Genomic DNA, 15016 nt, shown 5'->3' with positions numbered 1-15016 from the left:
CAGACAAAAAGACTGGGGACACGTTAATTGTGGGAAGAACAACGTGATAGGTATGATTTGTAACTGGCTGACAATAGCCTTTCTAACCACTATGCTCGCTGGCTGTGCGCACCAGTCTCAACATCGGTCTAATGCTACGCCTGCCTGTATGAACTACCATTCCTTGATGACTGCCCCCATGCCTCCAGACGCCATACAGAGGCTACGGAAGCAGTGTGAAGATTCCATGTAGACAAGTCATACTGCACCAGTCGACAATAAACTATGTATCGGGCAAGCTTTACACAATACCAAACGCTACCTGAAATCCATAGGCGTCAAAGTGCTTTCCATGAGTGAGATTTGAAAATGTCATTGTTTCACGGTCTTTCTGCCTTTCCCATTACTCCGGCTGATGAACATGGCATTGTTAATACCGATGACGTTATGATGCTGGCCGAGCATCTTTCTGCTCATAACGTAGACTCTATCGGGCTGCTTGGCAGCACAGGGGTTTATGCTTATCTCACGCGGACGGAAAGAAAACGGGCTGTCCGTGCGGCGATACAAGCCGTGGGAGGAAAAACACCTCTTATTGTCGGGATAGGTTCATTACGCACAGATGATGCTCAAAATCTTGCGCGTGACGCGGCTGCAGAAGGTGCTGACGGCCTACTTCTGGCTCCAGTCTCCTACGCCCCGCTGACACAGGAGGAAGCGTTTCAGCATTATAAAGCTGTTGCAGAAGTAACGGATCTTCCTCTTTGTATTTATAATAATCCCAGCACTACGCATTTCACTTTCAGCCAAGAGCTGTTGGGACGTCTGGCAGACCTACCGACTGTTCAGGCTGTGAAGATGCCGCCTCCAAAAGAAGGAGACGTAGCAGCAGAACTAAAGCAAATGCGTCAAAGTCCAGTTGGTAAAATTGCGATTGGTTATAGTGGGGACTGGATTGCTGCAGAAGCTCTTTTCGCACGATGCGATGGCTGGTTCAGCGTCCTTGGCGGCTTTTTACCGAAGATTGCTCGTGCATTAGTGGATGCTGTAGCCGTAGAAGACCCCACCACCGTCGAGCAGCACCAACAGAATCTTTTGCCTTTATGGGAACTGTTTCGAGAATTTGGCAGCCTTCGCGTAGCTTACGCTGCAGCTAATCACCTCAAGCTATCAAATGCCCTGCCTCCTCGCCCAATTTTACCTTTGGCTGAATGCGATCAAAACCGTGTGGTTGCAGCGTTGGCATTACTCGACCAATAAAATTTGGTTCCCATTTGATTGTTTTTGTTTAAGATTTTTAATTCGCTATATTCTTAATGTTCTCTTGTAAATTCTTTAGGAACTTACTGCCATGAATCGCCTGCTTGTAACTGAAAAAATCATCTCAACAAAAGTCTTAAAAGGATTAAATTGGGCAGATATCGCCAAGAAGGTTGGTTCAAGCAAAGAGTGGGTTACAGCCGCCTGCCTTGGGCAAATGACGTTCAATGAAAGTCAGGCGGCGATTGTAGGAGAGATTTTTGATCTTACAGACGAAGAAGTAAAATGGTTGCAGGTTGTTCCATCCAAAGGAACTTTGCCAACCGCCATTCCAACAGACCCCGTTCTTTATCGGTTTTATGAAATGTTGAACGTATATGGAAGCACACTCAAAGCCTTGATCCATGAAGAATTTGGCGACGGTATTATGAGCGCTATAGACTTTAATATGGCTATCCAGAGAGAAGAAAATAACGCTGGAGATCGTGTAAAAATTGTTCTTAGCGGAAAATTTTTACCATACAAGCAATTTTAAGCTAATAATCAACAAGGCAGATGCTCACGGACACCATAGAGCATCTGTCACTAACGGCAGATAAAATTACATCCTATAAATCAAAAGATTATATCCTTCATAAAATATTTTTTGAACACAAACCTAAAATTTTTTCGTATCAAAATTTTCCCATTTGATAGCCTATACAATTTCAAACACGCCAATTAGTCTCAAAGAAGAAACTTTCACACCGCTATCGAATACTTCCTCCCAACATGAAATAACATACATTCCGATCGTTTCGCACGCATTTGTGTGTGAAGATACTGCTATGTGAGCTTGCATGTCCTAATATGGCACAAGATACGTCTTTTGCGGCCCATCATTCCCGTTGCAAACCTGCCGCCATGTTTTTCATCATGGGCATCACTAATAAATTGCCATGAGAAAAATTATGAAAGATCGTATACGGAATGAAAAATTTTCTGCACGGATTACAAGTACAGAAGATGCTGCCAGCCTAATCAACCATAACGACGTTGTCGCAACGAGTGGCTTTACCGGTGCAGGATACCCCAAAGCTGTTCCAGAAGCTTTGGCTAAGCGGATCACTGCTGCCCATTCGGCGGGCAAAGAGTTCTCCATACGTCTTTTGACAGGAGCTTCAACAGGCCCACAGTTAGATGGAGCCTTAGCCCAAGCAAACGGCATTGCCTTCCGTGCGCCTTACAACGGCGACAGTACACTTCGCGCGCGTATCAATGACGGAAGCACTCTTTATCTAGATACACATCTGGGACAAGTCGCCCAGAAAGCCCGTCAGGGACAGTATGGAAAGCCCAATGTTGCTATTATAGAAGCGATTGGCGTAACACCCGATGGACATCTTATTCTCAGTTCTTCCGTCGGTAATAGTCCTACATGGGCGCAACTGGCCGACAAAATTATTGTTGAAATTAATACATGGCAAAACCCGGAACTGGCGGGCATCCACGATATCTGGCCGCATGTTCGTATGCCCCCCAATACGCAATTCATTCCCCTCGCCCATCCGGGGGACCGTATTGGCAAAGGCACGCTTCCCATAGATATTGATCGCCTCGCTGCTGTTGTCATAACCGATGAACCGGATCGGAATGCGCCATTTGCTGAACCAGACCAAAATGCGCGAACAATCGCTGCTCATGTTCTTGATTTTCTTCAACATGAAGTCAAACACGGGCGGCTTCCATCCTCTCTGCTACCTCTTCAAAGTGGTGTAGGTAATATCGCAAACGCCGTCCTGGAAGGATTAAACAACAGCCAATTTGAAAATCTGACTGGTTTTAGCGAAGTCATTCAGGATGGCATGCTGTCCATGTTGGAAAGTGGGCGTATGACTGTCGCTTCCGCCTCCTCTTTCTCGCTGAGTCCAGAGGCTGCCTTGAGAATTAACGAGAATGCATCTTTCTTTCGCGAGAAAATTATTCTTCGGCAGCAGGAAATCAGTAATAGCCCTGAATTGATACGCCGTTTGGGAATTATTGCCATGAATGGCATGATTGAAGCCGATATTTATGGGAATGTGAATTCAACCTGCGTTATGGGGTCTCGTATTCAGAACGGCATCGGTGGTTCAGGTGACTTTGCCCGCAATGCTTTCCTTTCCATTTTTGTTTCCCCCTCCACAGCAAAAGGAGGCAAAATTTCGGCTTTCGTTCCTATGCTTCCTCACACGGACCATATTATACAGGATGTTCAGATTATCGTTTCAGAGCAGGGATTAGCAGATCTGCGCGGGTTGGCTCCTGTAGAACGCGCCCGGCAAATTATCAAAAACTGCGCTCATCCTGATTATTGTCCTCTTTTAGAAGACTATTTTGAGCAGGCACGTAAACATTCCTTTGGCCAACATATCCCGCATCACCTTCCCGCAGCCCTTGCTTGGCATCAGCGTTATATAGAAACGGGAAGTATGGCAGCTTGAACTTGGTTAAGGGAAACACGTGACAGAACTTCTGATTGTCTTTGTCGTCAATGACAACGTGCAACTGATGGATATTGCTGGCCCGGCAGATGTATTTGCCGAAGCAAATACTCTGCATGGGCGGCCTGTTTATCGGTCTGTTATTGCAGCACCCCAGAAATCCATTCGAAGTTCATGCGGGTTTGCTTTACAGGCAGACTATCGTCTTCAAGACCTCAATCCTTTGTCGATCGATACCCTTCTGGTTGCTGGCGCCCCAGATGCCGCACACAGTTTGCCAGCACCAGAGTTCATACAATGGCTTTCTGACACGGCACCACAGGCCCGACGCTTTGGTTCAATTTGTGGTGGGGTGTTTTCGCTGGCCGCAACTGGCCTACTAAATAACAAAAAAATAACAGCTCATTGGGCTGATGTTGACCCTGTTCGACAACGCTTCCCCACAATCACGGTCAATGCAGATTCCATTGTGGAAGAAGATGGCCCGGTTCGTACTGCTGCTGGGGTTTCCTCCGGTTTAGATCTGGCTCTTGCTCTGGTGAGAGAAGATCTGGGTGAAAAAATTGCGCGTGATGTCGCACGTCAGCTTATTCTTTTTTACAAACGACCGGGAGGGCAAAGACAGTATAGCCGACAGAAAGAATTGTCTCCCGCGGGAAGATCAGCCCTCCAATCTTTACAACGGCAAATCATGGAACACCCCTCTGCCACTTACAGCGTTGACGTGATGGCAGAGATTATGCAGTTGGAGCGACGGCAACTGACACGGCTTTTCACGCAGGAAACTGGCTTGTCCCCCGCGCAATGGGTCGAACAAACACGACTGGCAATCGCCCGTAGCCTTCTTGAAGCAGGCAGAAGTCCTCTTAAGGTTGTGGCTGCTGACTCTGGCTTTGGGTTTGTCCGAACCTTACGACGTGTTTTTCAACGTCACCTGGGAATCACACCTATAGAATACAGAAAGCGCTTCGGTCACAGCCGCTAGCAAAAGACATCTTTATTTTTTATCTACCAAATTGGTCGTAGCAGCACAGTACTGCATTAAATGGCGAGTAAGGTCTTCCATGAGCTTATTCTTCAACCTTGGGCAGACCCAGTATAAATCCACATCCATAAAATGATCAGAACCCAGAGGAAGCAGCAGTCCTTGCTTCAGATAATCCCGAGCAAGAGAAAGCGGTTGCAGTCCCCACCCTAACCCAGCCAAAATAAAGTCTAGAAAGCCCTGAGTAGAGGGCACGTAGTGGACCTGCTTGGGTACGGATACCCCTTGTGTTGCCTGAAGCCAGCGGCTTTGCAGACCATCCTTTTTATCAAAGCAGATACACGGCGCGGTTTGAAAAGAGTGAGGAGTAAAGCCGTTCGCGAAAAACTGCTTAACAAAACCAGGACTTGCACAGGCAATATACTGAAGATGCCCAAGCCTCACTATTTTGCTGCCAGTAACGGGTTCAGCATCCGCTGTAATCGCTGCCATAACTGCACCAGACCGAACATGCTCTACTGTATGGCTTTCATCTTCCGCATAAAGTTCTAAAAAAATACCGGATTGTTTGATGAATGAAGCCATAGCATCAGGAAACCATGTCGCAAGACTATCCGCATTGACGGCAATTTTTAAACTGACTGGATACGCCCTTTCTCCTCCAGCCTCCTCGGACAAGTGAGGAATATCAGCTTCCAAAAGACGCACCCTATCAACATGCGCACATAATGACCGCCCCAGATCCGTCGGCCTACACGGGCTGCCCCTGATGATCAGCAAGGAACCTAAGCGTTCCTCATAACTTCGCACACGTTGCGACACAGCCGAAGGGGTAAGACCCATAAGTCGTGCAGCTCCTTCAAATGAGCCTTCACTCACAACGGCACTCACAACGGCAAGAGCAGCATAATCCAGCATGATTAAGTTTTTCTTCATTGAATTGAAAAAAACAAGTTTTATTTATCATGTGGATTTCTCTATGACGCCCCTATGATCTGCTATCTTCTCCCATTCTTTGCTGGATTTGCGCTATCTGCCTCCCTCATTGTCGCGATCGGAGCACAAAATCTGTTTGTGCTCCGACAAGGCCTGAAGAAAGAGGATGTCGGGATGATTGTCCTCTTCTGTGGACTATCGGACGCTCTTCTGATTGTTGCTGGCGTAAGTGGGATGGGCGCTTTCCTGAACAGGGTTCCTCAGCTTTCTACGGCCTTTGCCCTTTCTGGAGCCCTGTTTCTGGCATGGTATGGCCTAAAATCCCTGCAACGCGCTAAAAACCAGGACAGTATGACCGTGACACAAGCGCAATCTGTTTCTCTTGGGAAAGCGCTTGCTGCTGTTGCAGCTTTTACGTGGCTCAATCCGCATGTGTATCTTGATACTGTTTTGTTGATGGGCACAGCTTCAACCGCACAACCTATCGCATTACGACCGTTTTTTGCCGCAGGGGCTGCATCCGCCAGTTTTCTTTGGTTCGCCTCTTTGGGGTATGGAGCCCGCTTGCTTCAGCCCATTTTTGCCAAACCCCAAGCGTGGCGCGTTTTAGACATGCTTATTGGGTGCATTATGCTCTTCCTTGCGGCACTTCTCTTTTGGCAAGGCGGTCAGCATATATTTTAGAAACAAATTACTTCTTTTTAACACGGCCGTATCAAACACTATAGCTCTTTGAGCACAGATCCGATCAGCCTCCAGCCGTTAACTTTGTGACGACATCGTTTTTTTATTTTTCATATAATTATAATATTTTCCAAAGCCTGAACTGCCTATACGAAAACCGGATATGGCATAGGGTCAGACAACGTGTTGAATGACAAACAGGCAAAATGGCTCGCTGAGAACATTTTGCCTCATGAATCCGATGTTAGACGCTGGCTGTCAAAATATAAGGACATCGACGCGGACGACATTCTTCAGGAGGCGTGGGTTATTCTGGCAAAGGTCGATTTTACGACGATTCAATTCCCACGTAGGCTTTTGTTCACAATAACTCGAAATATTGTTCTTCAACATTATCGACGTGCTCAAATTGTCTCATTCAGTTCTCTGGCAGATCTTTCAGATGAATGCTCAGGGCACGACACAATTAGTCCTGAACAATCGGTAGGAGCACGAAAGGAGCTGGAATTTCTAAATCATGTTATCTCCAACCTGCCACCACGTTGCAGGGCAATATTTACTTTACATCGTATTCACGGTTATTCGCACAAGGAATGTGCGCAACGTCTCAACCTTTCAGAAACTATCATTGCCAAACAGGTAGCCAAAGCGCTTCGCCTTATCGGGGACGCTTACGGACATCAAGAACGGCAACATGATATCGGGTATAGGCCTCTCCCGCTTGGCAGATCACACAAAAACAGACCGTAATGAAACGGCATCTTTCTGGGTAGCAAAAAAAAAGAATGCTCCCCTGACTGAGCAGGAACAGGCTTTATTAGAGACCTGGCTGGCTAATGACGTCCGTAACAAAGGCGCATTAATCCGTGCTGAAGTGGTCTGGCAGGCTACAAGCCGCTCTGTTGCACTGCGAACAGATAAACCAATTCTGCCGGAGAAAAACAAAAGCGCCGTCACAACAGATTTTCCTGTTTCTCGACGGCACGTGATATCAGGATTAGCGGCCTCTTTAGCCTTGTGCATGCTGCCACGCACATCACATGAAATGGGGCGCTTCTACAGCACAACAGATAACACCCTCGATACGCAGATACCCCAGATTGGACAAGTTTCCCTGGATAGTTACTCTCAAATCAGAAAATATGGTACATCTATCGACCATCTTGCTGGCAGATGCCTTCTTTCATGCTCACACCCAGCAGAATTAAGACTTGAGCATATTCATGCAACAGTTAGCGGTAAGCTGCAAAGCTCGCTCAGTGTGGAAAAAAATCGCCTTCTTCTGCTGGAAGGACAAGCCAAGATAATGAGGAATTTCTACGATCAGCCTATTGTTCTTTCTCCTGGCGAAGAGCTATGTGTCTCAAGCACAGGAAAGCTGACACGCCGCAAACTGTTGCCTGACGAAATAACGAGAGAAACCAACTGGGCGCAGGGGATTGTAGAACTTTACGGACAACCCTTGTCTGAAGTCGCTGCCACTTTCAATAAATACAACCAGAAAAAAATCTTTGTTCATGGCAAAGCGCGTTCTCTTGTTTTGCTGGGGTCTTTTGCCCTGAAAGATCCGGACACATTCATTGATGCAGTGCGCTCCACCTTACATATAGATGGGGTGGTAACATCTGGACGCATTGACCTTTATTAAACCTTCCTGTCTTTAAATCTTAACAATTTCCAGTGGCAGAAAACATGCTCTCCAAGCATCACCTGAGTAGATAATCCAACTCAGGAATGCTTATTATGCGTCATGTCCCTCTTTGTTTAAGCCTACTTTGCTGTAGCGCAATTAGCACTTACCTCCTCTCTAACGCAGATGCTGCGACACCAAGCGAAGTTCATTTTTCCATTCCTGCACAACCGCTTTCGTCTGCAATTACGCTCTTTGCACGCCAGTCAGGTCTACACGTTGCCGTTGCAGGCACAATCGCCGGGAAAGTGCGTACTGCACCCGTCACGGGCGTTATGAGCCCGGACAGTGCCCTCAAGAAAATTCTCGCTGGAACAGGTGTTGTTGCGACAGAACACGCAGGCGGCCTGATTGTGCTCACAAGCCAACCGGTTTCAGTCCCGCACCAAACGACGCAAGCTGTACAGGAAGAAAATCTTATCGTCACCGGGCGCGCATCCAGCAAGCATCAGAAAAAAATTGATGCGAGCTATGCAATTACAACCATTTCTCAGAAAGATCTGCGTATGCGCAGTATTTCGTCTGTGTCGGAAGCTCTAAAAAATACACCCGGCTTTTGGGTTGAAGCATCCGGCGGGGAAGTCGGGGCCAATATCCGTGCGCGTGGTATCCCCGTTGATGGTTACGGGTCAGTGCAGTTGGAAGAAGATGGTCTTCCTCTGCAATCAGACCCTGCTCTAGGCTATCTGAATGCAGACGATAGTTTCCGCATTGATGAAACACTGCGGAATATTCAGGTTGTCCGTGGTGGTCCTAGCTCTATCGTGGCCCAAAATGCACCAGGCGGACTGGTAAACTTCATATCCAAACGCGGCACAGAAAAACTTTCGGGCGTAGGCAAGCAAACATTTGGTGATGACGGCCTTTATCGTACAGACGCATGGTTAGGCGGACCAGCGGGTCCGTGGCGTTGGAGCCTTGGCGGATTTTATCGTGTTGAAAATGGCGTTCGCGACCCCGGTTTTCGTGCAAATTCGGGTGGACAAATCCGTGCGAACGTCAGCCGATCATTCAGCCACGGTGGCAGTTTTTTTGTTGATTATAAACACCTTGATGATCGAACGGCCTTTTTTACCGACATTCCTGTTACATATGACAAATCTGGGAATATAACGTCTCTCACAGGCTTCAATGCCAATACAGGAACATATTCCTCTAAAGCCCTCGCCAATGCGTATCTACCTGGCCCCGGTGGCAGCACAAAGCATATTGACCTGCAAAGCGGCATCCATATGCGGATTGATCAGGTGACGGCTGGTTTCAAACACGATCTGGCTGACGGATGGCATCTGACTGATACACTCCGCTACCGGTCAATGAATGCTGCATGGACGGTTCTCTCCCCCAGCACCGTCACTGATGCCACTACAAGACTGAATGGTCTTGCAACAGCATACACTCTATTTGCCGGCGCCACAGGTTGGCAACTTCGCTATGCTGATAATCCTAATCAGCAGTTTTCTTCGTCAACGACTGGCAATAATTACGTTACAGATGCCTCTCTCCGTGCTGTCTGGGTCAACGAGCACGAAGTTATGAATGACTTCAAACTGGAAAAATCACTTTCTTTCCTTGGGCATCATGACATTGCTATGGGAGCGTTTGCCTCCTATTTTAACGAGGATTTCAACCGTTATTCCGCTAACATGCTTTTAGACACGACATCTCACGCTCGCTCGCTGAATATAGATGCTGTCGATGCCGCTGGCACAGTCTTGGGCTCCATGACACAAAATGGCTATACCCGTTATGGCTCTGAATTTGCCAATGGCTGGGGGCATGACATTGATGTGGCCGGATATGCTACCGACGAATGGGCGATTACCCGAAAACTCCGTCTTGATGCAGGTGTCCGGTATGAAGTGCAGCGCGCCACCGGGACTGTAGAAGGCACCCATAGTGTCGCTTTAGGGTCTGCGCCCTATCTTTCCAATGTTTTATCCGGAAATGGTGCTTTCAGGCATTATGATAAAGTCTACGATAATTTCGGTGGGACGATTGGCATTAACTACCAGCTACACCCTAACCTGGGCTTCTTTGCACGCTTTACGCGCGCTTACCGTCTCCCCAGTCTGGCGTCTTTCATCACCAATCCGGTTGCTGTTCCTGCCAACCAGACAATGAATATGTATGAAGGCGGAGTTAAATATAATTCGCGCTATGTCGATGCCTATGTCACCGGTTTCGACACGGATTATCATGGGTTTCAGGTTAATAATTACGTTTTTAATGTTGCCAATGGTGGGTATACGCAGCAGACTATTAATGCTGATACCCGTGCATATGGGGTCGAATTTGAGGGCACTATCCGCCCTATCCGATATTTTGACGTTGTTTTTACAGGGACAGCTCAAGACGCCCGGTTCAAAGGGTTGCGTTATCAGACCCTTTCTCAAAATGCTCCCGTCTTAAATGACTATAGTAACAACCATCTTCTGCGCGTTCCGCCTGTAATGTTTCGCGTTACACCACGTCTTCATTTATTCAATGACAAACTACTTTTGCAGGCAGATGTAGAACATTACGGTCTACGTTATGCAGATGCCGCAAACAGCCAGAAACTTCCCTCTTACACAGTTGTTAACTTTGGTGCCGCGTATCAGGTTGGCAACTATCTGACCATCAACTTGTCTGGCCAGAACCTGAATAATTCTCTCGGATTAACCGAGGGGAATCCTCGTTCAGGCGAAGTGTTAAGTTCCCAATCGAATAATAGCGTTTTCCTCGCCCGTCCTATTTTGGGGCGTAGTTTCCGCCTTTCTTTAACGGGCCAATTCTAATGCGAAAATCATTAGCCACTATTTGGTTTTGTGCTGGTAGCATGGGAATGCTGCCAGCCCCCGCATTATGTCAATCCATAATAAAAACCATGGTTGTAGCTCATGCAGGAGGAGCCGCTTATCACGCTCATAATACCCGTTCGGCCATATTGCATGCGCTAGATGTGAAAGCGGATATTATTGAATTTGATGTACAAGATACAAAAGATCATATTCCAGTTTTACATCATGACTTCGTTCTTCAACCTGATGAAACACAACAGAATCACCATTGGCTTGATAAGCGGACAACATTTATTAGAAATCTGACATTCGCTGAACTGTCCAATTACAGTATCGGGCAGAGCCGATCTGGATCACCTTCTGATAAACCTTATCCTTTCAGGAAAAATCAAGAACAAGAGACTATTATCAACCTGGATAATGCACTTGAGCTTATTTCGAAGAGCCCCAATAATCCGCAAGTTTTTGTTGAAGTAAAATCTGCACTTGATCTTCCCGCCGGGTATCCTGCGGAAACTCTGGCAATAGACATCCTAAAAATTATTCATAAACATGCCGCTAAAGATAAAATTTCTATCATTTCATTCGATTGGAAACTTCTTCATTTAATCCACACAATAGACCCAACACAAAAAACCGTTTATATTTTTAGAGATCCTCTCGTTTACGCACGTGAGTTTGCAAATGATATGAGGGGCCTTGGGATCGATATAACTTCTCTGACACCGCAAAAAATTATTGACCGTCTGACGGATGGCTTTGGACCTGTCAGCAATTATTCCCTGTACGCAGACTATATAAAAAAACAGGGCGGCTGGATGTTAGATGCTTATAAAGATGATGCGACCCTTCCCCTTGTAAGTCAGGCACAGAAAATTGGTTTAAAAACTGGCGTATGGACGGTCGATACGCTCACAGAAACAAGCAAAGCTGTCGCATTAGGAATTAACGCAATTACAACGAACTATCCCGATGTCATAGTGGCGGCCCTTAGGCCTTCTTCTGTCCAGTAAACCGCATATCTGTAGAGCCAACAAATACTGCTACCCGAAAGTATTCACCTTCTGGTGGCTGGAGAGCATAAACCTATCTGTTTCAATATTACACCTTGCATAATTTTTCAAGAATTTTCAGTAATTTTTCTTTTTTTATTTGCCAATCTAATAGCATCCTGAAGAGTTTGTGTTGTATTTTTTTCACTAAACACTGACTTAACGTAGGCTTGAAGTTTCTTGCTCAGCTTTTGGCAGGCTTCTGTATTGGCATATAATTTCAGGATGCATTTTTTCAGCTGTTTTTCATCTTTTGCCACAAGTCCGGCTAACGTTTTGGGTAGTTTCAGCCCTTCAGCTGCTGTCGGGGTCATGACACACGGAACACCGGCAGCAAAGCTCTCCAGAACCTTCCCTTTAATCCCTGCCCCAAATCTCAGCGGAGCAACTGTCAGGCGAACGCGGTCTAAAACGTCTTTATCAAGATCAGTCACATGCCCCACAATCCGCACCCCTTCGGGCCAAGACAGATGTTGCGGTAAATGCGCACCAACCAACCAAATAGTCAGTGTCGGGTACTCTGCGCGCAAGTCCGGCAAAATAGTTTCAACAAACCAGCGGACGGCATCAAGATTTGGGGCGTGAGAATAATTTCCGATAAAGGCGATATCAGAGCGTTTTTCAAAATTCTTTGCCGGAGATCGGATTGGGATAGACCATGGAACACAGGCAACGCGTGCCTGGGGCACAGCTTTAACCAGCCATTCCGCTTCTTCTGGCGAATGAGTCAGCACACCATCGGCTTGCCATGCAGCCGTGCACTCCTGCAATCGCACAGACCGGCTGAGCGCAAGTAATTCAGGTCTTTTTTCAAACGCGGCCTGTCCAGTCAAACGCTGATGATGAAGATCAGCTACACTGTACAGCACTGTTGCACCCGGCTGATAATGGCGGGCTAACGCAAGATACCGCGTCGCTATACCAATGCGGTGCAGATAAACCACATCAAACGATCCGGCCTGCCGGTGCAATACATCTTCAACGCAACTGTAAAATGGTGCATGCCAGACAGTCAGGCTCTTTTTTTCCAGAAGCGCACAGGTTGATGGTTCAGGAGCCAAATCGTTAGCAGCAACAAAACTAACGCTATAGCCAAGATTTTGCAGACTCTTTGCATGAGAAAGAACCGCTTGCGAGCCTGCATCTCTGCCAAATATTGGCACGATTTCGTCAATAATCAGAGCACGCGGTGTTCGTGTTTGCTGCGGAACAGATGGTCCGTAACGCCGCACTAAACGCGCATAATGCTCTCTTTGTTCCTGCCCGCTTTCTGCCTTTGCATAAGCAGTGATGACTTTGTCAGCAATATCGGCCAAGAACGCTAACGTATCTTCTCGTTCTGCGTTCGTCTGTGCGCCAAGTGCAGCCTGACGCACAAGTCTTTGTAAGTCCTCATCGAACGCTCTGGCTGCTTCAATAACTATCGGGGAACCATTCAGTTCAGACCCGTCACTTTCCCGTCGAACCTGAATGACGTGCCGCTCATGCACAGGCAAAGCGACTGGAATGAGAAGGTCAAACCCGCATCGGGCTTCACCAAATCCGGCCTGCGCCACGTCTGGGCGAGGCTGATTGGCAATAACCCTTGCGATAGGTTCACCATTATCGAGGATTTGTAGCGCGGCTGGCTCTCCGCCTAGATCAGGTTGAGCCCAACCTGCAATACGCGTACGCGTTGCCATATCCAGATATCCCGGTAACACCGTGCGGTGTACCGGGACAATATAAGGTGCTTTCATTCTTATCCGGCTTTGGATCAGGCCACAGCACGAGACGATGAGACGACGTCAATCACCGTGCAAGACAGATTTGCAATCTGCTCGTCCGTCAGGCCGCCAATCACATCCACTTCAAAAGCGTGGAAGCCGTCTCCCTTGCCTGCCGCTTTCAGATCTGCACGATACTGGTCTGCCAGCGCATAACAAAGCACAACACCATTCACACAGATTTTCAGGCGCAGCCGACCAGCAGGCTGCGTTGGGTCCCAAGCCCAGCCCAAAATGCGGCTGCTGCTTACTTTGTCCACGTAGAGCTCTACAGACGTCGCGGCACCTTGTTCAGACGATGCCAAAGACCGGCGGATAATTTCCAGCGCTTCACCGTCCTCCACACGTGGAGCACAGTAACGTGGCGCAACAGGTTCTGCATCCGGGTAAAGTTCCCCGTATTCGTGCGCATTATGGAACATACCGCGGCTGCCATCATCCACAAAAGTTTCAGACGGTGCGCCTTCGGCAATAATAATATCGTGTGTTTCCAGTTCTACGTGAATGTATTCAATAACGGGAACATTGTGTTCCTGCCTGATGGTCTTTCCATTGACCAAAACATACGCAGGTACCAACACGCCATAAAGGAACATGGCATGTAAGGGGGAAATAACCAGATCTCGACGCGGCAAGTCATCGCCCAGTGCACCTGCAGAAATTCTGACCGGCATGATATCAGTGCGCCCGGCAGCAAAACGACCATCATAAGCACGGCGGCCAATCCAGCGGATCGGGCGCAGCACCCCGGCATGAGTCATCAGGAGATCACCAATTTCCAGTGTTTCGACCGGGCGTTCCCCTATTTCTGTCAGAATTAAGCTGCCAGGACAGTAGCAGGGTGTGCCTTCTTCCAGCGTAAGAAGGGTGCCACCATGCCCATCGTCAGAAAGAACGAAAAAATCATTGCTATAATCGCCATCCAGCGTTGCAACGGAACTGGTGACGCTCCCCCCGGAAATATCAATGGTGTGCCCCCCGTCGATGGTAGCCGTTGTGCTACTATCATATGCCAGCCACCCCAGATCCAGAGAACCACCTGCACTCAGATGCACTCCAGTCAGAGACCCGCCGGACTGCACTTGCAGGCTACCGCCGCTATTAACAACCACACCCGAAATCGTCGCTGTCGATGTCACAGAAAGTGAGGCACCGCTATTCACAGTCGCATTGGCAAGATTCCCTGCGACTTCAATCTGACCACCGCTCTGCACTGTGACATCAGAGGCTGTGCTGTTCGCCTGTATGTCCAGCTTACCGCCACTGTTAACTGTAATGTTTGTCGCCGTGCCGCTCTCAACCAGATTGAGCGTGCCACCAGTGACGGTGGTGTCTGTGGCAGACGCGCCAGCAAAGATCGTCGTCGTGCCGCCCTGCTGGACTGTGCCGCTGGCACTGCCCCCCTGCTGCACCTGCAGG

12 protein-coding genes are annotated in these 15016 nt (G+C 47.9%); 9 read left to right on the top strand and 3 right to left on the bottom strand.

All coding sequences use genetic code 11. The features are described from left to right. The first annotated feature begins 348 nt into the window (after window positions 1-348). The 4 genes from Abin_RS14100 to Abin_RS14085 all read left to right on the top strand — a co-directional run bounded on the left by Abin_RS14100 (window position 349) and on the right by Abin_RS14085 (window position 4686). The gene (locus Abin_RS14100) at window positions 349-1239 is read left to right on the top strand and encodes a dihydrodipicolinate synthase family protein (RefSeq protein ID WP_048848058.1); all 891 of its coding nucleotides are present in this window, start codon (window positions 349-351) and stop codon (window positions 1237-1239) included. Window positions 1240-1330: 91 nt separating this feature from the next. After that, window positions 1331-1774 (top strand): cyanase, encoded by a 444-nt coding sequence (gene cynS / locus Abin_RS14095; RefSeq protein ID WP_048848056.1) that lies wholly within the window; start codon window positions 1331-1333, stop codon window positions 1772-1774. A 415-nt stretch (window positions 1775-2189) separates the two neighbouring features. Beyond that, window positions 2190-3701, top strand: coding sequence for an acetyl-CoA hydrolase/transferase family protein (locus Abin_RS14090; protein WP_048848053.1), 1512 nt, complete (start codon window positions 2190-2192; stop codon window positions 3699-3701). A gap of 19 nt (window positions 3702-3720) precedes the next feature. After that, window positions 3721-4686, top strand: coding sequence for a GlxA family transcriptional regulator (locus Abin_RS14085; RefSeq protein WP_048848051.1), 966 nt, complete (start codon window positions 3721-3723; stop codon window positions 4684-4686). A 12-nt stretch (window positions 4687-4698) separates the two neighbouring features. Here Abin_RS14085 and Abin_RS14080 read toward each other — a convergent pair whose 3' ends face one another. Continuing rightward, window positions 4699-5604 carry a LysR family transcriptional regulator ArgP gene (locus Abin_RS14080; RefSeq protein WP_048848049.1) on the bottom strand — a complete coding sequence of 302 codons (906 nt, stop codon included), beginning with the start codon at window positions 5602-5604 and terminating at the stop codon, window positions 4699-4701. 72 nt (window positions 5605-5676) lie between these two features. Here Abin_RS14080 and Abin_RS14075 point away from each other — a divergent pair, with 72 nt between their 5' ends. The 5 genes from Abin_RS14075 (at window position 5677) to Abin_RS14055 (ending at window position 11792) form a co-directional block, all read left to right on the top strand. Then, the gene (locus Abin_RS14075) at window positions 5677-6306 is read left to right on the top strand and encodes a LysE/ArgO family amino acid transporter (RefSeq protein ID WP_048848047.1); all 630 of its coding nucleotides are present in this window, start codon (window positions 5677-5679) and stop codon (window positions 6304-6306) included. A gap of 183 nt (window positions 6307-6489) precedes the next feature. Continuing rightward, on the top strand, window positions 6490-7056 hold the full coding sequence (locus Abin_RS16210; protein WP_158319922.1) for an RNA polymerase sigma factor: 567 nt from the start codon (window positions 6490-6492) through the stop codon (window positions 7054-7056). Further along, entirely contained in the window at window positions 7028-7954 is a 927-nt protein-coding gene (locus Abin_RS14065; RefSeq protein WP_084593671.1) for a FecR family protein, read from the top strand. Before Abin_RS16210 ends, Abin_RS14065 begins: the two co-directional genes overlap by 29 nt. Before the next feature lie 95 nt (window positions 7955-8049). After that, window positions 8050-10776 carry a TonB-dependent receptor gene (locus Abin_RS14060; RefSeq protein WP_158319921.1) on the top strand — a complete coding sequence of 909 codons (2727 nt, stop codon included), beginning with the start codon at window positions 8050-8052 and terminating at the stop codon, window positions 10774-10776. Further along, window positions 10776-11792: a glycerophosphodiester phosphodiesterase gene (locus Abin_RS14055; protein WP_084593670.1), complete on the top strand. Its 1017-nt coding sequence runs from the start codon at window positions 10776-10778 to the stop codon at window positions 11790-11792. Before Abin_RS14060 ends, Abin_RS14055 begins: the two co-directional genes overlap by 1 nt. A 107-nt stretch (window positions 11793-11899) precedes the next feature. Here Abin_RS14055 and Abin_RS14050 read toward each other — a convergent pair whose 3' ends face one another. Beyond that, entirely contained in the window at window positions 11900-13570 is a 1671-nt protein-coding gene (locus Abin_RS14050) for a glycosyltransferase family 4 protein (protein WP_048848039.1), read from the bottom strand. Window positions 13571-13587: 17 nt separating this feature from the next. Then, window positions 13588-15016, bottom strand: a 1429-nt coding sequence (locus Abin_RS14045; protein WP_048848037.1) for a Hint domain-containing protein, incomplete at its 5' end; no start/stop codon positions are given.

This window comes from Acetobacter indonesiensis, from assembly GCF_000963945.1.
GTDB classification, from domain to species: Bacteria; Pseudomonadota; Alphaproteobacteria; order Acetobacterales; family Acetobacteraceae; genus Acetobacter; species Acetobacter indonesiensis.
Note: the sequence above shows the minus strand (reverse complement) of the source record. Positions and strands in the feature narration are given on the sequence as shown.